Consider the following 18,935-nt stretch of genomic DNA (forward strand, 5'->3'; position numbering starts at 1 on the left):
ACGATGAGAATATACGCAACATCGTTTGAGGTGCGTCAAGGCTGCAAAAGAGAGAATCTTCAGTCGGTTGTACAAGCAATCGATTGAAGTGAACAAGCGCGGCCAACGCGAAATCACTTAAAGGATGAAGTGTATAAATGGAATATTCTCTGGTGATACATCCCAGGCTGTTCCCCTGAATAATTGCGCTGTGTTTCCGTTTGAAACACAGGCGACCGACACTCTGCGCCTCTTAAGCGCGCGACAACCGTGAGGTTGGCGACGTGAACCAGACTCGAGGCCATCGGTTTTCACCCGGTAAGGCGTTACTCTGCCCGTAGCTTAGTCGTCAATGTAAGAATAATGAGTAAGTTACGATGAAAAGAATGTTAATCAACGCAACTCAGCAGGAAGAGTTGCGCGTCGCTCTTGTTGATGGGCAGCGCCTGTACGACCTGGATATCGAAAGCCCCGGGCACGAGCAGAAAAAAGCGAACATCTACAAAGGCAAAATCACTCGTATTGAACCTAGCCTTGAAGCCGCGTTTGTCGATTACGGCGCTGAGCGTCATGGTTTCCTCCCCCTCAAAGAAATTGCCCGCGAATACTTCCCTGCCAATTACAGCTCTCATGGTCGTCCTAACATTAAGGATGTTCTGCGTGAAGGTCAGGAAGTCATTGTTCAGATTGATAAAGAAGAGCGTGGTAATAAAGGCGCTGCGCTGACGACCTTCATCAGCCTGGCCGGCAGCTACCTGGTACTGATGCCGAATAACCCTCGCGCCGGCGGTATTTCGCGCCGTATCGAAGGTGACGATCGTACCGAGCTGAAAGAAGCGCTGGCGAGCCTTCAGTTGCCGGACGGCATGGGTCTTATCGTACGTACCGCGGGCGTCGGCAAATCCGCTGAAGCGCTGCAGTGGGATCTGAGCTTCCGCCTGAAGCACTGGGAAGCGATTCAGAAAGCCGCTGAGAGTCGCCCTGCTCCGTTCCTGATCCACCAGGAAAGTAACGTTATCGTACGTGCCTTCCGCGACTATCTGCGCCAGGACATCGGCGAAATCCTGATCGATAACCCGAAAGTGCTTGAGCTGGCGCGCCAGCATATCGCCGCCCTCGGTCGTCCGGATTTCAGCAGCAAAATCAAACTGTACACCGGTGAAATCCCGCTGTTCAGCCATTACCAGATCGAATCCCAGATTGAATCCGCGTTCCAGCGTGAAGTTCGCCTGCCTTCCGGCGGCTCTATCGTTATCGATAGCACCGAAGCGCTGACCGCTATCGACATCAACTCCGCTCGCGCGACCCGCGGCGGCGATATCGAAGAAACGGCGTTCAATACTAACCTCGAAGCGGCTGACGAAATTGCGCGCCAGCTGCGTCTGCGCGACCTTGGCGGCCTGATCGTTATCGACTTCATCGATATGACTCCGGTGCGCCACCAGCGTGCGGTTGAAAACCGCCTGCGTGAGGCCGTTCGTCAGGACCGCGCGCGTATCCAGATCAGCCACATCTCGCGCTTCGGCCTGCTGGAGATGTCCCGCCAGCGTCTGAGCCCGTCGCTGGGCGAGTCCAGCCACCACGTGTGCCCACGCTGTAGCGGCACCGGTACCGTGCGTGACAACGAATCGCTGTCGCTCTCTATCCTGCGTCTGATTGAAGAAGAAGCGCTGAAAGAGAACACCAAAGAAGTCCATGCGATCGTTCCGGTACCTATCGCTTCCTATCTGCTTAACGAAAAACGTGCCGCAGTCAGCGCGATTGAAACCCGTCAGAGCGACATTCGCGTCATCATCGTCCCGAACGATGAGATGCAAACCCCGCACTACTCCGTGCTGCGCGTGCGTAAAGGCGAAGAGACCTCAACCCTGAGCTATTTGCTGCCGAAACTGCACGAAGAAGAGATGGCGATGCCGTCCGACGATGAACCAGCTGAACGCAAGCGCCGTGAAGAGCCAGCTCTTGCCGCTTTCGTGATGCCGGATGCGCCGCCAGTACCGGTACAGGAAGAAACCGCAGCCGCACCGGTCGCAGCGAAAGCCGCCGCCGCTCCAGCCGCAAAAGTAGCAACGCCTGCCCAGCCTGGCCTGCTGTCCCGTTTCTTTGGCGCTTTGAAAAACATTTTTGCTGGCGCAGAAGAAGTCAAACCGGCGGAAGTCAAGGCTGAGCAAAAAACAGAAGAGAAACCGGAACGTCAGCAAGAGCGTCGTAAACCGCGTTCTAATAATCGCCGCGATCGTAATGAACGTCGTGATAACCGCGATAATCGCGATAACCGTGACAATCGCGATAATCGCGGAGAAAACGCGGAAGGTCGCGAATCTCGTGAGGAAAACCGCCGTAATCGCCGTGAGAAACAGCCGCAGAACGCTGAACAGCGCGAATCACGTCAAACCGCTGGCAATGAGGCTGATAACAGTAAATCTCGCGATGAGCAGCAGCAACCGCGCCGTGAACGCAACCGTCGTCGGAATGATGACAAGCGCCAGGCACAGCAGGAAGCAAAATCTCAGTCCCGCGAAGAACCGGTAGTTCAGCAGGAGACCGAGCAGGAAGAACGCGTTCAGAGCATGCCGCGTCGTAAACCGCGTCAGCTGGCGCAGAAAGTCCGCTTTGAATCCGCAGAAACCGAGCAGGTTGTCGAAGCCGTTGCCGAGCAGCAGGCGGAATCCACTACGCCGCGTACCGAACTGGCAAAAGTCGATCTGCCGGCCGTCGTTGAAACTGCCGCTGAGCAGGATGAAAACGGCGACGCTCGTGAATCTAACGGTATGCCGCGTCGTTCACGTCGCTCTCCGCGCCACCTGCGCGTAAGCGGCCAACGTCGCCGTCGTTACCGCGATGAGCGTTATCCGACCCAGTCGCCGATGCCGCTGGCTATCGCCTGCGCGTCGCCTGAGCTGGCATCAGGTAAAGCGTGGATCCGTTATCCGATTGCTCGCGTGCAGGATCAGCTGCAGGAAGAGTTACCGGTGCAGGAAACCAGCAGCGTTGAGCCTATCATCACGCCAGTCGTCGCGGAGACTATCGCTCCGGTTGTCGTTGCGGAAACCGTCGCAGCAGAAACTGTCGCACCGACAGTGACCAGCGAACCGACCGCAGAAGCAAGCGTAGTTGAAGCCCCGGTTGCCGAAGAAACGGCAGTGGTTGAAGAGACTGCAGTTGTAGCAGAAACCGTTGCGCCGCAGGCAGAGGTCAGTGCGCCAGCAGAGGCCGTTGTCGAAGAAACTGAGACCACGCCAGCTCCGGTGACTGAAGAAACCGACGCTGCGCAGCCAACAATTGCCGCAGAAGAAACCGCTGTTGCCGAAGAAACGACCGTTACCGCAACTGAAGAAACCACGCCGGTTGTTGAACCGACGCCGGTCGTCAGCGCCGCGCCAGTGGTAAAAGCGCAACCGGCAACCACCGCAACTCGACACGCGACCGCGCCGATGACCCGCGCCCCGGCGCCGGAATACGTGCCGGAAGCGCCGCGCCAAAGCGATTGGGTTCGCCCACCGTTTGCCTTTGAGGGTAAAGGGTCCGCAGGCGGCCATAGCGCTACTCATCAGGCCACGGCGGAAGCGACTCGCCCGCAACCTGTAGAGTAACGGTGCACGACTAAAAAACCGGCCAACTGGCCGGTTTTTTATTTGTTCTCGTCCGGGCGCTGCATCCCCGCCACCTGCGGCATCACTTCGCGCATCAAATCGAGAAACTTGCGCAGCCGCGTTGGGTAATAGCGCGCCCAGGGATAAACCAGATGCACCGGCAGCGGCGAAGCCCGCCACTGCGCAAACGGCTCAATCAGCCTGCCTGCCGCAATATCCTCCTCCACCGCCCAGCTGGAAACAATTGCCGCTCCCAACCCCGCCAGAGCGGTATTACGCGCAACGTAGACGCTATCGGTACTCAGACAAGGAACGATCGGGAAACTCATCAACTGCCCGCCCACCTGATGCTGTAGTGTGACTTCATGCTGGTAAAAGGTGCTAATAGCGACCCAGGGCAGCGCGGAAAGCGCCTGCGGTTCGCCGAGTTCCGGATGGCGCGCCAATAGCTCAGGCGCAACCACCAGGCTGCGGGGAACCACAGCCAATAGTACCGAGACGGTTGACGGATCCACTTCCGCACCAACGCGGATCGCGCAATCAATATTATCGCTAAGAAAATCGACGGTTTTATCATTCAGCATCCACTCAACGGAAAGCTCAGGATAACGCTGCAGAAAGCTAACCAGCGGGCCCAGCAGCTGCTGTTGGCCAAAAGCGTGCGGCGCCCGCACCCGCAGCACGCCAACCGGCCGGTCTTCCTCGATGCGTAGATCATCTTCCAGCGCCAGCCAGCTGTCCACCAGCCGCCGCGCATGTTGATAGCAGCGCTCGCCGTCATCGGTTAGTTTCATTGCATGGGTCGTGCGCAGAATAAGCCTTGCGCCGAGTAACGTCTCCAGCGACTGCAAGCGTCGGCTAACGGTCGCCTGAGTCGTACTCATCTGCAGAGCAGCCGCCGAGAGCGAACCCGCTTCGACGATGCGAATAAACGTCCGCATCAGCTCAATCCGATCTATACGCTCATGTTTCTTCATTTATATTTTGCCTATACGTGCTACGTATAACCGTTTTACCACTACCCTATCTTCCACGCCAGTCCGCTTCGGGGAACAATAGCGCCAACGCATTTACGAGGGCATTACTATGACACCGCTTCCTTTATCCACCCGCCAGGCCGGCTGGGTTATATTTATTCTCGCGCTCGGCGCAGGCTTTAGCGTCGCATCCATCTACTACGCCCAGCCGCTGCTGCCATTAATCGGCGCCAACCTGCATCTCAGCGTTGAAGGAATGGGGCTAGTGCCCACGTTGACCCAGGCAGGCTATGCATTGGGAATATTATTCCTGCTGCCGCTCGGCGATCGCCACGATCGCAGAACGCTTATCCTGCTGAAAAGCGCCGTACTGGCGGCGCTGTTACTGCTCTGCAGCCTGACCGGACAACTGACCTCGCTGCTGGTCGTCAGCCTGCTGATCGGCATGGCGGCGACCATGGCGCAGGATATTGTCCCGGCAGCGGCCATTCTTGCGCCGGCGGGCAAACAGGGGAAAATGGTCGGTACGGTGATGACCGGCCTGCTACTGGGGATCCTACTTTCGCGTACCGTCAGCGGGCTGGTCGGCGCGCTATTTGGCTGGCGAGTCATGTACCAGGCTGCGGCAGTCAGTATCGCTTTCATCGGCCTGTTAATGTGGCGTGTTCTGCCGCGTTTTGAGATCCACTCTACCCTCAGCTATCCGCAGTTGATGAAGTCGATGGCCCATCTGTGGCAGCGCTATCCCGCGCTACGCCGCGCGGCATTCGCTCAGGGCTTTTTATCTATCGCCTTTAGCGCGTTCTGGTCGACGCTGGCGGTGATGCTCGCCGAACATTACCAGATGGGTAGCGCGGTCGCCGGCGGCTTCGGTATCGCGGGCGCGGCAGGCGCCCTGGCGGCACCGCTGGCAGGCGGTCTGGCGGATAAAGTTGGCGCGGGGAGAGTCACCCAGCTCGGCGCGGCATTCGTCACCGTCTCCTTTGCCCTGATGTTGCTGCTGCCCGCCCTGCCGGTACATGGCCAACTGGCGCTGATTGCACTATCGGCTATCGGTTTTGACCTTGGTCTGCAATCAAGTCTGGTGGCGCATCAAAATCTGGTTTACAGCCTGGAGCCCCAGGCCCGCGGCAGGCTTAACGCCTTGCTGTTTACCGTGGTCTTCATTGGTATGGCTCTGGGTTCGGTGCTGGGAAGTAAACTGTACGTGCTGGCTGGCTGGAATGGCGTGGTGATTCTGGCGGTGAGCAGCGGCGCGATTGCTCTGATTATCCGCCTGCTGGAAAATGCCCGTCTACAGGCCGCTGACCGCGCCGTGAGATAAAAAAACCCGCTCCGCATAGCGGAACGGGTTAATCAGGCCCGACGTAGCGATGAATTTAAATCGTGCGGCGGGCAAACTCTTTCAGGCGGAAACCGAGCAGCAGCAAGGTTGCGAAATAGGCGACTACGCCGGCCACCACCACTACCATCAGGCGCATCAGGCGGAACGGCATCGTCCCCTGCGACCACTCCGGCATCAGATACATCACGCCGACGAGCGCTGCCGCCATGACCAGCACCGCGATGACCAGACGCAGCAGGAAGACGAACCAGCCCGGCTGCGGGGTGAAGATTTTCTGCTTACGCAGTTGCCAGTAAAGCAGCGCGGCGTTCAGACAAGCGGCCAGACCAATAGACAGTGACAAGCCGGCATGCTTCAACGGACCAATAAACGCCAGGTTCATCACCTGGGTCATTATCAGAGTAACAATGGCGATTTTAACCGGCGTCTTGATATCCTGGCGCGAGTAAAAGCCCGGCGCCAGCACCTTCACCACGATAAGCCCCATCAGCCCAACCGAATAAGCCACCAGCGCGCGTTGAGTCATCGCCGCATCGAAAGCATTGAACTTACCATACTGGAATAGCGATACCGTCAGCGGCTTAGCGAGAATGCCTAAGGCTACCGCGCTCGGCAAGGCCAGCAGGAAACACAGGCGCAGCCCCCAATCCATCAGTCGGCAATATTCATCATGGTTGCCGCTGGCGAAACTTTTTGATAGCGATGGCAACAGGATAGTCCCCAGCGCCACGCCCAACACGCCGGAGGGGAACTCCATCAGACGGTCGGCATAATACATCCAGGAGACCGAACCTGAGACCAGGAAGGAGGCGAAAATGGTATTGATAATAAGCGAAATCTGGCTGACGGAGACGCCGAGGATCGCCGGCCCCATCTGCTTAACCACGCGAATCGCCCCGGCATCTTTCAGATTAACCCGCGGCAGTACCAGCATACCGATTTTTTTCAGATGCGGCAGTTGATACGCCAGTTGCAGGATACCGCCAACCGTAACCGCCCAGGCCATCGCCAGCATTGGCGGATGAAAATAAGGCGCGGCAAACAGGGCAAAACCAATCATGCTGACGTTGAGGAAGGTCGGCGCAAAGGCGGGAACCGAGAAGCGGTTCCAGGTGTTAAGGATCGCCCCCACCAGCGATGCCAGCGAGATCAATAATATATAGGGGAAGGTGATACGCAGCAGCTGGGTGGTTAAGGCAAACTTATCCGGCGTATCGGCAAAGCCCGGTGCGGTAACGGTAATCACCCACGGCGCAGCCAGCATCCCCGCCACCGTGACCAGCGCCAGAACCAGGGTCAATAGCCCGGAAACATAGGAGACGAACACCCGCGTCGCGTCTTCGCCCTGTTTGCTTTTATATTCAGCGAGGATCGGCACAAAGGCCTGAGAAAAGGCGCCTTCGGCAAAAATACGCCGCAAAAGGTTTGGCAGTTTGAAGGCCACAAAAAAGGCGTCGGTCGCCATCCCGGCGCCAAAAATACGCGCGACGATAGCATCGCGGGCGAACCCCAGTACGCGCGAGAACATGGTCATCGAGCTGACTGCCGCTAATGATTTTAATAGATTCATTACTGTCTTATTCCACAACCCATGGAGTAAAACGCCCGCAAAAGCGGGCGCTGGAAAGTGGCGATAGTCTACCGGGTTCGCAATGAATTACTACTGTCAGTTGTTACAACCAGTTATTCGCTCATCGCTTCACGCCAGAGCTTTTCCACGATCCGCTGGGCTAAGAGCGCCTGCTCACCGGCGGTTTCCGGAACCGTCTGATTTTGCACGCATTCAACGAAGTGCCGCGCGCAGCCGTCGAATCCACGCTGCTCAAGCGTCGTTTGCCAGCCGGGCGCCGGGCGCTGCAGGATACCGCTGCCCCGCTCTTCACGCCATTCGCGCATATCGCTCACCTCATACAGCCCGCCATCGGTCACCGCCTGTACCCACTCACGCTGGCTTCCGGCGCGACGATGCATGCTGGTCGTGATTTGCAGCTGCCCCGCGCTGAAGTGATGCTCGGCGTAAAGCATTTCCCCTTGAGAAGTGGTTTGCAGGACCCCGCCATTCACCCGCGCCTTATCTCCCGCCAGCCACAGCGCGGTATCGACAACATGCAGATAATCATCCAGCAGGGTGAAACGCAGCTCTTTACCCACGCTATCGTTACGATGCTTATCCATGCGCAATGACGCCGCATCGTTGAGATGCGCTTTTAATTCACGATACAGCGGCGCAAAACGGCGATTGAAACCCACCATTAACGTTAAACGCCGACGCGCCGCCAGTTCAACCAGTGATTCGGCTTCGCTGAGCTTGTCCGCCAGCGGCTTGTCCACGCAAACATGAACTCCTGCATTCAGCAGATGATGCACCACTTCATAATGTGAAGCGGTTGAGGTATGGACAAATACCGCATCACATTGCGCCGCCAGCGCATCCAGAGACTCGGCATAAGGTAGGCGCCAGGTTTCACAGATGCGTAACGCTTTCTCTTTCCCCGGCGACCAGGCGGCCTGCAGCGTCCAACCATCGGCGGCGCCAAGCACCGGCAGCCATGCCTTTTGCGCAATGCCGCCGAGCCCCACCACGCCAACGCGTAATTTTGCCGTCACAATTACTCTCCTAAGTGAGCCAGCAGTGAATCAAGGCGTACTTTGAGCTCAGCCACTTCCGCCTCCAGCGCCTCAACGCGCGCCTGCAGATCGTCATTCGGCGGCGACACGGCTTCCACGACGGTAATGAGCGAATCCATGTCATCACAAAACAGGTGCATATAGCGGCTTTCGCGTTTACCCGGTTCGCGCGGAAGGCGCGCGACGTACGGGCCGTCTTCGCGACTGGCCAAATTGTCGAGCGTGCTTTCCACCTCGGCCATATCGCGGAATTCATACATCCGCTGCGCGCGGCTGCGCAACTCGCCTGGCGTTTGCGCGCCGCGCAGCAGCAGCGTCGTGACGATGGCGACTTCCGCCGCTGTTAACTTGAGGTCGCCAAATTCGGAATTACAGAAGCGCTGTTCATATTTGGTCACTCGATTGCCAAAACCGCTTACCGTACGCAGATAGTGGCGTTTAACCAGTTCATCCAGCAAATCCTGAACATCGCTTTCCGCCAGCGACATCACCGGCTCGCGGTTGGTTTTCTGGTTACAGGCGGTGACCACCGCATTCACCGACAGCGGATATTGTTCGGGTGTGGTCACTTGCTTCTCCAGCAGGCAACCAATAATGCGCGCTTCATGTGCGGTTAGCTGATATTTCATGTTGTCTCCTTAGCGCCCCGGGGTCCAGTCAGTGGTCGTTAATGCCGTCAATACGTGATCTCGCCATTGCCCATCAATGAGGAGGTAGTCCTTAGCGTAACCCTCTTTCTCGAAACCCAGTCGGGCGAGCAAGTCACCGCTGCGTTTATTGTGCGGCATATAGTTGGCCATGATGCGATGGATATGCTGCGTACGCTGCATATAGCGAATCGCCGCGGTCAGCGCTTCAAACATCAGCCCCTGCCCTTGCCACTTTTCACCAATGGAATAGCCGAGATAGCAGGCGTGGAATGAACCGCGTACCACGTTGGAGAAGTTCGCTACGCCAATAATCTCTTTCTCATCAGGATCGAGCAGCGCGAAATAGAATGCCGAACCTTGTTTATGAAATTCCGTAATCATCGACAATCGCGCCTGCCAGCCGGAGGGATAACAGTGGCTTTCATCGCGCACCGGCTCCCAGGGTTTCAGGAACCCTTTGTTTTCCGCGTAGTAATCGGCCAGACGCCAAGCGTCACGATCGTGAACCAGCCGCACCACCAGCCGGTCCGTCGTCAAACGCACCTTGGGTACGTTACTGCGATAGCCAAACATTCCTCACTCCTGTTCCCTGCCCCAAACTGATATCTTTCACTATACCTTCCCTGAGTGAAGGTGTGAAAACAGCAACATACCATTTTCTGCACCATCTCCATTTTTCGATGAATAGCCTCAATCGATCTTGCTTTTTGATAAAAAAATATTGTCGCCAGTATGCTGGGAAAATAACCGGCGCACCCGCAGAATATCTAAGCTTATCTTTCTTTTTCCCTGGAGGGGAAATGTCCCGCGTATCGCAGGCAAGGAGCCTGGGTAAATATTTCCTGTTAGTCGATAACATGCTGGTTGTTCTCGGCTTTTTTGTCGTATTCCCCCTGATATCGATCCGTTTTGTCGACCAGATGGGCTGGGCAGCGCTGATGGTCGGTATTGCCCTCGGTCTGCGTCAGCTGGTGCAACAAGGTTTAGGCATCTTCGGTGGGGCGATCGCCGATCGTTTTGGCGCTAAACCGATGATCGTCACCGGGATGCTGATGCGCGCCGGCGGTTTCGCGGCGATGGCCGTCGCCCATGAGCCCTGGGTACTCTGGCTCTCGTGCATTTTGTCCGGTCTCGGCGGCACACTGTTCGACCCGCCGCGAGCGGCGCTGGTGGTCAAGCTGGTGCGCCCGCATCAACGCGGTCGCTTCTTCTCTATCCTGATGATGCAGGATAGCGCCGGCGCGGTAATCGGCGCCCTGCTAGGCAGCTGGCTATTACAGTACGATTTCCGTCTGGTATGCAGCGCGGGGGCGGCGCTTTTTATTGCCTGCGCCGCGTTTAACGCCTGGTACCTACCGGCCTGGAAACTCTCGACGGTCAAAACGCCGGTCCGCGAAGGGTTGGGGCTGGTGTTACGCGATAAGCGCTTTGTCACTTACGTGCTGACCCTGACCGGTTACTACATGCTGGCCGTACAGGTGATGCTCATGCTGCCGATTATGGTTAACGATATTGCGGGTTCTCCGGCGGCGGTGAAATGGATGTATGCCATTGAAGCGACAATTTCCCTGACCCTGCTGTACCCCATCGCCCGCTGGAGCGAAAAACGTTTTCGCCTCGAGCATCGTCTGATGGCGGGTTTGCTGGTAATGACGGCGGCGATGCTGCCGATTGGCTTAACCAGCACGCTACAGCAGCTCTTTACCCTGATTTGTATCTTTTATATCGGGTCGATCATTGCCGAACCCGCGCGCGAAACGCTGGGCGCGTCACTGGCCGATGCCCGCGCTCGCGGCAGCTATATGGGTTTCAGCCGCCTTGGCCTGGCCTTCGGCGGCGCGCTGGGGTACGCCGGCGGCGGCTGGCTGTTTGATGCCGGTAAAGTGCTCAGTCAGCCTGAACTCCCGTGGTTGATGTTGGGCATTATCGGCTTTGCGACATTCATTGCATTGTGGTGGCAGTTCAGCCAGAAACGGTCGGCTTCCGGTATGCTGGAACCGCGCATCTGACGCGCGGCCAAAGTGGTAATCCTTTTTTTCAGCATTTTCCGCTAGTACAAGCGGGGCTAGCAGACCATGCTGCTTTGTGTCAGCATTAGCCATGGCATGACGTTAAGGAACCCAATGAAAAAGATGTTGATCGCGGCCGCGCTGATTGTCAGCGGCCTTCTGAGCGGATGTAACCAGCTTACGCAATACTCGGTGAGCGAGCAGGAGATTAACCAGGCGCTGCAGAAACGTAATCACTTCGCCAAAGATATCGGCCTGCCTGGCGTAGCGGATGCGCATATTGAACTGCAAAACCTGACCAGCGCCATCGGTCGTGAAGAGCCTAACAAAGTGGCGCTGAGCGGAACCGCTAATCTGGATCTGAATTCGCTGTTTGGCAATCAGAAAGCGACCATCGACCTGAAGCTTAAAGCGCTGCCGGTGTTCAATAAAGAGCAAGGCGCGATTTATCTGCGTGAAATGGAAGTCGTCGATGCGAAAGTTAAGCCGGAAAAGCTCACCTCCGTGGTACAGACGCTGATCCCCTATCTGAATCAGTCGCTGCGCAGCTATTTCAACCAGCAACCGGCCTACGTTCTGCGTGAAGATGCCAGCACCGGCGAGGCCTTAGCGAAGAAATACGCGAAAGGAATTGAAGTGAAACCGGGCGAGATAATCATCCCCTTCACTGACTAAACGATAAGGGCGCTGAATATAGCGCCCTTAATTTTTTACGGAAATGAGTGCAAAGGAAAACGTTTACGCTTATCCTTAGTGCCCGGCAAAAAACAGCCCTGATGACTGAACCAATTAGCCGGAGCCTTCCATGACAGCACAACCCCAGGTATTGAAAATCCGCCGCCCAGACGACTGGCATATCCATCTTCGCGATGATGATATGTTAAAAACCGTCGTGCCTTACACCAGTGAGTTTTATGGCCGGGCGATCGTGATGCCGAATCTGGTACCGCCGGTAACGACCGTCGCTGCTGCCATTGCTTACCGCCAGCGCATCATCGATGCGATTCCCGCCGGGCATGATTTCACTCCGCTGATGACCTGCTACCTGACCGACACGCTCGACCCGGACGAACTGGAACGCGGATTCCATGAAGGCGTATTTACCGCAGCCAAACTCTACCCGGCAAACGCCACCACCAACTCCAGTCACGGCGTGACCAGCACCGATGCCATTATGCCGGTGCTGGAACGGATGGAAAAACTGGGCATGCCGCTACTGGTGCACGGCGAAGTTACCCACGCTGATATTGATATCTTCGATCGCGAAGCGCGCTTTATCGAGACGGTGATGGAACCGCTGCGCAAACGGCTGCCGGGGTTAAAAGTGGTCTTCGAACATATCACCACCAAAGATGCCGCTGAATACGTGCGCGACGGCAACGAACTGCTGGCCGCCACCATCACGCCGCAGCATCTGATGTTTAACCGCAATCATATGCTGGTTGGCGGTATTCGTCCGCATCTATACTGCCTGCCGATCCTCAAGCGTAATGTCCACCAGCAGGCGCTGCGTGAACTGGTCGCCAGCGGGTTCAGTCGCGCCTTCCTCGGCACCGACTCCGCCCCGCACGCGCGCCACCGTAAAGAGGCCAGCTGCGGCTGTGCGGGCTGTTTCAATGCCCCAACCGCGCTCGGCAGCTACGCCACCGTCTTTGAAGAGATGAACGCGCTGGCGCATTTTGAGGCTTTCTGCTCGCTGAATGGCCCGCGCTTCTACGGCCTGCCGGTGAATGAAAGCTACGTTGAACTGGTACGCGAAGAAAGCACCGTTGCCGAAAGCATCGCCCTTCCAGGCGATACGTTGGTGCCGTTCCTGGCCGGTGAAACCGTGCGTTGGACGATGAAAAAATAAAGTTTTTTGCCCCCTGTTGTAAATGCGCAAGCATTACTGTATAAATAAACAGTATATTACCCAGGGGGCCATTATGCGCATCGAAGTGTCAATTGCCAAAACCACAGCCTTACCCAGCGGCGCGCTGGAAGCGCTGAATAACGAACTCTCTAAACGTATCGCTCAACACTACCCGGAACGTGAAAACCAGGTCACGGTACGTTATGCCGCCGGCAATAATTTGTCGGTCATCGGTGGTTTGAAAGAAGACAAAGACCGGATTAGCGAAATCCTGCAGGAAACCTGGGAAAGCGCCGACGACTGGTTTATCCACGACTAAGCCTCCGGGTTTGCTTACGCAAAATCAATTTGCTCCCTCATTGTGCTTTTTTTTGCCGGGTCGCCCCGGCTTTTTTATCTCCGCTTATAACTAAGACTTTCCTTAATATCCTGATAAATTCCTTAAAAAATAATGAGACCCAGGACGAAACTCGCGCAAAAAACCGCCAATCAGAGCAAAATTTGTCTCTAATTATTTATTTTCTCGAGTTTGTACTTAACTGCTGATATAATTAACGTGCTTCAGAAAACAAGCATTAAACCTCGAGAATTGTTGTCTTTTAACATATGAATAAGGGGTTATGATGGAAAAGAATAATGAAGTCATCCAGACCCATCCCCTCGTCGGATGGGACATCAGCACCGTTGATAGCTACGATGCGCTGATGTTGCGCCTGCACTACCAAAACCCCACGCAAGAAAGCAATAAAGAAGCAGAAATTGGCCAGACGCTATGGCTAACGACGGATGTCGCACGTCAGTTTATTTCTATTCTGGAAGCAGGAATAGCGAAGATAGAATCTGGCGATTACCAGGAAAATGAGTATCGCAGACATTAGCATCACCGATGATGTCTAAATATTCACTGAACAGGCACCTGCGGGTGCCTGAATTATTTTTCGCGCTTGTACATCCGGCTGATGTTAATTACCCTGCTAATAAAACAATAACCCGGAACTCACCATGCAATACGACCTCATCATTATCGGTAGTGGCTCCGTTGGCGCTGCCGCCGGCTATTACGCCCGTCGCGCCGGTCTGAATGTCCTGATGACCGATGCCCACAAACCGCCGCACCAGGAAGGCAGCCACCATGGCAGTACGCGGCTGATTCGTCACGCCTATGGCGAGGGCGAAAGATACGTGCCGTTGGTGCTACGCGCCCAGCAGCTATGGGACGAATTTGCGCAAAGTAGCGGCGAGGCCGTATTCGAAAAAACTGGGGTTATTAACCTTGGCCCCGCTAGCTCCGATTTTCTCAATAACGTGGCTCACAGCGCGCGTCAGTTCGAGCTTAACGTGGAAGAGTTGGATGCTGAGGCGGTCATGAAACGTTGGCCGGAGATTCGTATTCCGCAAGATTACCGGGCTATTTTTGAACCGGCTTCCGGCGTGTTACGCAGCGAGCTGGCGGTAGAAACCTGGATTCGCCTGGCGCGCGAAGCGGGCTGCGCCCAACTGTTCAACTGCCCGGTTACCGCAATTCACCATCACACCGACGGCGTGACCATCGATACCGCCGATGGTAGCTACAGCGGCAAAAAACTGCTGATCAGCGCCGGAACCTGGGTAACAAAATTATTGCCGGAACTGCCCATTCAACCGGTACGTAAAGTCTTCGCCTGGTTCCAGGCCGATGGTCGCTATAGCGCGAAAAACAACTTCCCTGCTTTCACCGGCGAACTGCCGAATGGCGATCAGTATTATGGCTTCCCGGCAGAAGACAACGAATTGAAGATCGGCAAGCATAACGGCGGCCAGCTGATTTCCGAACCGGAAGAGCGGAAACCGTTTGGCGCGGTGGCCAGCGATGGCTCGGAGTCGTTCAACTTCCTGCGCAACGTGCTACCCGGGATTGGCGGCTGCCTGCACGGCGCCTCCTGCACTTACGATAATACGGTCGATGAAGACTTCATCATCGATACGCTTCCCGGTCACGACAATACATTACTCATTACCGGGTTAAGCGGTCACGGTTTCAAGTTTGCCCCGGTACTAGGCGAAATTGCGACGCAATTTGCGCAAGGTGAAACGACGGAGTTTGATCTGACTCCCTTCTCGCTGGCGCGCTTTTCGCAATAATAGCCGGCCATAAAACCAAACGGCCTCAATCGAGGCCGTTTCATATCAGAGAGTGTGTATGCGTCGCCTGTATCACTGGTTAGTCAACAACGTGCGCGAGCACTTTATGATTTATCTCGCGCTGTGGCTGCTGCTAGCGGCAATCGACCTCATCTGGTTATGGTTTTACTGACGGGTCGGGATCCGGGATACCTAATTTGGTATTCAGACGGCCGCGGGATTTATTAAAAATCTTATTGCCATTCTCTCGTCCCGCCCGCAGTTTGCGCTGCTCCTCTTCCGGCAGTTTATGCTCTTCCATGCAGGCTTCGCTACAGCAACCGGCAAATTTCTCGGCACAAGCCGGGCACTGAATAAAAAGCAAATGGCAACCGTCATTCAGGCAATTGGTGTGGCTGTCGCACGGTGCGCCGCATTGATGGCAGTGGGCAATCACATCATCAGAAATACGCTCGCCCATTCTCTCGTCAAAGACAAAGTTCTTACCGATAAAGCGTACCGGCAAGCCCTGTTCACGGGCGCGTCGCGCGTACTCGATAATCCCGCCTTCAATGTGCCACACCTTATTGAAACCGCTATGTTTCATCCAGGCGCTGGCCTTCTCACAGCGAATGCCGCCGGTACAGTACATGACAATCTTCTTGTCTTTATACTCCTGCATCATCTCAACCGCTTTCGGCAATTGATCGCGGAAGGTATCCGCCGGAATTTCCATCGCGTTCTCGAAGTGACCGACTTCGTACTCATAATGGTTGCGCATATCGATGAATACCGCGTCCGGATCGTCCAGCATCGCGTTCACTTCCGCCGCTTTCAGGTACTCGCCAACGTCAGAGGGGTTAAAGGTCGGGTCATCAATACCGTCGGCCACAATACGGTCGCGGACCTTGAGACGCAGGACCCAGAAGGATTTACCGTCATCATCCAGCGCGATATTCAGACGTAACCCCTTCAGCGCCGGGTCAAAGCCATCAAGAAATTCACGCAGCGCCGCGACCTTGCTTTCCGGCACGCTGATCTGCGCATTAATACCTTCATGCGCCAGATAGATGCGACCAAAGACATTCAGCTTAGTCAGCGCCAGCCACAGGGCATCACGGGTCGCTTTCGGGTCAACGATAGTGAAATATTTATAGAACGAGATCGTCGTGCGCGGCTCGGTTTCAGCCAACATCTGCGCCTTTAACGTCTCATTTGAAATGCGGTTGTGTAACACTGGCATGGTGTACCTGCTCGACATAGGAAATGAGTAAAATAAACGGCGGGCATCATATAGCAAACCCCGTTAATTTACATCCCTACATTTTACGCTACATTTCATCCACGCAATTTTCAGTCATTAACAATCATCTGCGGCAGGAGACGGCTTTTGGCGACAGCGGAAAAAAATGCGATAATAGAACGCGTTGTTAAATCAGACAGGTATGAAATGACCCATTTACCGAAATTTTCCGCCGCGCTGCTCCATCCGCGCTACTGGCTGCTGTGGCTGGGCATTGGCCTGTTGTGGTTAGTCGTCCAGCTCCCTTATCCGATTATCTACCGTCTCGGTAATGCCATCGGTCGCCTGGCAATGCGTTTTATGAAGCGCCGCGCAAAAATCGCTTATCGCAATCTTGAGCTCTGCTTTCCTGAGAAGAGCGAACAAGAGCGTCATCAACTGGTAGTGCAAAACTTTGAGTCCGTCGGCATGGGCCTGATGGAAACCGGCATGGCATGGTTCTGGCCTACCCGCCGCATTGCGCGCTGGACCGATACCATTGGCTTTGAATATGTCCGTGACGTGCAGGCGCAAAACCGCGGTATTCTGCTGATTGGTATCCATTTCCTGACGCTGGAAATGGGCGCGCGCATGTTCGGCATGAACGAGCCCGGTATCGGGGTTTATCGGCCAAATGACAACCCGGTTATCGACTGGCTGCAGACCTGGGGCCGCCTGCGTTCCAACAAAGATATGATTGACCGTAAAGATCTCAAAGGCATGATCCGCGCGCTAAAAAAAGGCGAAGTGGTCTGGTACGCCCCGGATCACGACTACGGCCCGACCGCCAGCGTCTTCGCGCCGCTGTTCGCCGTCGACCAGGCCGCCACCACTTCCGGCACCTGGATGCTGGCGAAAATGTCCAAAGCCTGCATTGTGCCGTTTGTCCCACGACGTAAACCAAACGGCAAAGGCTATGAGCTCATTATGCTGCCGCCGGAATGCGATCCGCCTCTGGAAAACGCAGAAACCACCGCCGCGTGGATGAACAAAATCGTCGAAAAATGCATCATGATGGCGCCAGAGCAATATATGTGGCTGCATCGCCGCTTTAAAACTCGTCCGGAAGGCGTACCTTCGCGCTACTGATTGACTCTCTATCCGGGTGGTCCTCGCCCGGATAAATTCTACCGCCAGTCCTTTTTAATACTCCTTTAGCTTTAAAAGCTACGCTCCATTGCGGCAACCATTTCTCAGGCGCATAATTAGCAGGCTCATATTTTCCTTTATTTTGACCCGCGCCGCGGGCCAGTGAGACCTTATGCCGTCTGCTGATACGCCTATCAACTGGAAACGAAATCTTACCGTCACCTGGCTTGGCTGCTTTTTAACCGGCGCCGCCTTTAGCCTCGTGATGCCTTTTTTGCCGCTCTACGTCGAACAGTTGGGCGTGACCGGCCATAGCGCGCTGAATATGTGGTCAGGGCTGGTCTTTAGCATTACCTTCTTGTTTTCCGCCATCGCCTCGCCGTTCTGGGGCGGATTGGCCGACCGTAAAGGGCGTAAGATTATGCTGCTACGCTCGGCGCTGGGGATGGCCATCGTCATGATGCTGATGGGCATGGCGCAGAACATATGGCAATTCCTGATCCTGCGCGCGCTGCTGGGTTTACTGGGCGGATTTATCCCCAATGCCAATGCGCTGATCGCGACCCAAATCCCGCGTCAGAAAAGCGGCTGGGCGCTAGGAACGCTTTCAACCGGCGCGGTAAGCGGCGCGCTGCTGGGCCCGCTGGCGGGCGGTTTCCTTGCCGACCACTGGGGATTGCGCACCGTCTTCTTCATGACCGCCACGGTGCTGTTTATCTGCTTCCTGTTCACCCTGTTTTTAATCCGCGAAAACTTTGTTCCGGTGAACAAAAAAGAGATGCTCAATGCCAGGGACGTTTTCGGTTCGCTTAAGAACCCGAAACTGGTGCTCAGCTTGTTCGTCACCTCATTGATTATCCAGGTCGCTACCGGATCCATTGCGCCGATCCTGACGCTCTACGTGCGCGACCTGGCGGGTAACGTCAGTAATATCGCCTTTATTAGCGGTATGATTGCCTCCGTACCCGGCATTGCCGCCCTGCTGAGCGCGCCACGTTTAGGCAAGCTCGGCGATCGTATCGGGCCGGAAAAGATCCTGATCGTTGCCCTGGTTATTTCCGTGCTGCTGTTAATCCCGATGTCCTTCGTACAGACGCCGCTGCAGCTAGGCATTCTGCGCTTTTTGCTCGGCGCCGCCGACGGCGCGCTGTTACCCGCCGTACAAACTCTGCTGGTCTACAACTCCACCAGCCAGATATCAGGGCGCATCTTCAGTTATAACCAGTCGTTTCGCGATATTGGTAACGTCACCGGGCCGTTAATCGGCGCCTCGGTCTCGGCCAACTACGGCTTCCGCGCCGTGTTCCTCGTCACCGCCTGCGTCGTCCTGTTTAACGCCTTTTACTCAACCATCAGTCTGCGCCGCCCACGGTACAACGCTTCAGCGGATGACGGAGGCTCGGGTAAACGTTCGGTAAATTAAGCGCTTCA

Annotated in this window: 17 protein-coding genes; 11 read left to right on the plus strand and 6 right to left on the minus strand. The window is 55.7% G+C overall.

Features of this window, described 5'->3' with window-relative positions; translation table 11 throughout:
* Positions 1–356 precede the first annotated feature (356 nt).
* Entirely contained in the window at positions 357–3,572 is a 3,216-nt protein-coding gene (gene rne / locus KGA69_RS20990) for a ribonuclease E (RefSeq protein WP_213292630.1), read from the plus strand.
* A gap of 38 nt (positions 3,573–3,610) precedes the next feature.
* On the opposite strand, the gene KGA69_RS20995 is transcribed toward rne, so the two are convergent.
* The gene (locus KGA69_RS20995; RefSeq protein WP_213292631.1) at positions 3,611–4,549 is read right to left on the minus strand and encodes a LysR family transcriptional regulator; all 939 of its coding nucleotides are present in this window, start codon (positions 4,547–4,549) and stop codon (positions 3,611–3,613) included.
* A gap of 109 nt (positions 4,550–4,658) precedes the next feature.
* Here KGA69_RS20995 and KGA69_RS21000 point away from each other — a divergent pair, with 109 nt between their 5' ends.
* Positions 4,659–5,873, plus strand: a complete 1,215-nt coding sequence (locus KGA69_RS21000) for an MFS transporter (RefSeq protein WP_045393660.1) — start codon at positions 4,659–4,661, stop codon at positions 5,871–5,873.
* Between the two features lie 55 nt (positions 5,874–5,928).
* Here the strand turns inward: KGA69_RS21000 and murJ are convergent, their stop codons facing one another.
* The 4 genes from murJ to rimJ all read right to left on the minus strand — a co-directional run bounded on the left by murJ (position 5,929) and on the right by rimJ (position 9,745).
* Positions 5,929–7,464, minus strand: coding sequence for a murein biosynthesis integral membrane protein MurJ (gene murJ, locus KGA69_RS21005; RefSeq protein ID WP_015367200.1), 1,536 nt, complete (start codon positions 7,462–7,464; stop codon positions 5,929–5,931).
* 113 nt (positions 7,465–7,577) lie between these two features.
* Entirely contained in the window at positions 7,578–8,501 is a 924-nt protein-coding gene (locus tag KGA69_RS21010) for a Gfo/Idh/MocA family protein (protein ID WP_213292632.1), read from the minus strand.
* Positions 8,502–8,503: 2 nt separating this feature from the next.
* Entirely contained in the window at positions 8,504–9,151 is a 648-nt protein-coding gene (locus tag KGA69_RS21015; protein ID WP_045393656.1) for a YceH family protein, read from the minus strand.
* A 9-nt stretch (positions 9,152–9,160) separates the two neighbouring features.
* Entirely contained in the window at positions 9,161–9,745 is a 585-nt protein-coding gene (gene rimJ / locus KGA69_RS21020; RefSeq protein ID WP_045393654.1) for a ribosomal protein S5-alanine N-acetyltransferase, read from the minus strand.
* 227 nt (positions 9,746–9,972) lie between these two features.
* Between rimJ and mdtH the strand changes: the two genes are divergently transcribed.
* The 7 genes from mdtH to KGA69_RS21055 all read left to right on the plus strand — a co-directional run bounded on the left by mdtH (position 9,973) and on the right by KGA69_RS21055 (position 15,326).
* Complete coding sequence (mdtH, locus tag KGA69_RS21025; RefSeq protein WP_045393652.1) at positions 9,973–11,181, plus strand: multidrug efflux MFS transporter MdtH; 1,209 nt, start codon at positions 9,973–9,975, stop codon at positions 11,179–11,181.
* Positions 11,182–11,295: 114 nt separating this feature from the next.
* A complete protein-coding gene (locus tag KGA69_RS21030) occupies positions 11,296–11,856 on the plus strand; it encodes a lipoprotein (protein ID WP_015367205.1) in 561 nt (186 codons plus the stop codon).
* Positions 11,857–11,986: 130 nt separating this feature from the next.
* On the plus strand, positions 11,987–13,033 hold the full coding sequence (gene pyrC / locus KGA69_RS21035; RefSeq protein ID WP_045393650.1) for a dihydroorotase: 1,047 nt from the start codon (positions 11,987–11,989) through the stop codon (positions 13,031–13,033).
* Between the two features lie 73 nt (positions 13,034–13,106).
* Entirely contained in the window at positions 13,107–13,352 is a 246-nt protein-coding gene (gene dinI / locus KGA69_RS21040) for a DNA damage-inducible protein I (protein ID WP_045393647.1), read from the plus strand.
* Between the two features lie 304 nt (positions 13,353–13,656).
* Positions 13,657–13,911 (plus strand): biofilm formation regulator BssS, encoded by a 255-nt coding sequence (bssS, locus tag KGA69_RS21045; RefSeq protein WP_045393644.1) that lies wholly within the window; start codon positions 13,657–13,659, stop codon positions 13,909–13,911.
* Between the two features lie 124 nt (positions 13,912–14,035).
* Positions 14,036–15,154 (plus strand): N-methyl-L-tryptophan oxidase, encoded by a 1,119-nt coding sequence (solA, locus tag KGA69_RS21050; protein WP_213292633.1) that lies wholly within the window; start codon positions 14,036–14,038, stop codon positions 15,152–15,154.
* A 58-nt stretch (positions 15,155–15,212) separates the two neighbouring features.
* A complete protein-coding gene (locus KGA69_RS21055; protein WP_064571551.1) occupies positions 15,213–15,326 on the plus strand; it encodes a DUF2770 family protein in 114 nt (37 codons plus the stop codon).
* Here KGA69_RS21055 and KGA69_RS21060 read toward each other — a convergent pair.
* The gene (locus tag KGA69_RS21060; RefSeq protein ID WP_049061350.1) at positions 15,312–16,376 is read right to left on the minus strand and encodes an oxygen-dependent tRNA uridine(34) hydroxylase TrhO; all 1,065 of its coding nucleotides are present in this window, start codon (positions 16,374–16,376) and stop codon (positions 15,312–15,314) included. The two genes, KGA69_RS21055 and KGA69_RS21060, sit on opposite strands and share 15 nt — an antisense overlap.
* Before the next feature lie 207 nt (positions 16,377–16,583).
* Between KGA69_RS21060 and KGA69_RS21065 the strand changes: the two genes are divergently transcribed.
* On the plus strand, positions 16,584–17,504 hold the full coding sequence (locus tag KGA69_RS21065; protein ID WP_047046907.1) for a Kdo(2)-lipid IV(A) acyltransferase: 921 nt from the start codon (positions 16,584–16,586) through the stop codon (positions 17,502–17,504).
* Between the two features lie 172 nt (positions 17,505–17,676).
* Positions 17,677–18,927 (plus strand): multidrug efflux MFS transporter MdtG, encoded by a 1,251-nt coding sequence (gene mdtG, locus KGA69_RS21070; RefSeq protein WP_047050066.1) that lies wholly within the window; start codon positions 17,677–17,679, stop codon positions 18,925–18,927.
* Positions 18,928–18,935: the final 8 nt, after the last annotated feature.

It is taken from the genome of Klebsiella sp. A52, from assembly GCF_018388785.1.
Taxonomy (GTDB): domain Bacteria; phylum Pseudomonadota; class Gammaproteobacteria; order Enterobacterales; family Enterobacteriaceae; genus Klebsiella; species Klebsiella aerogenes.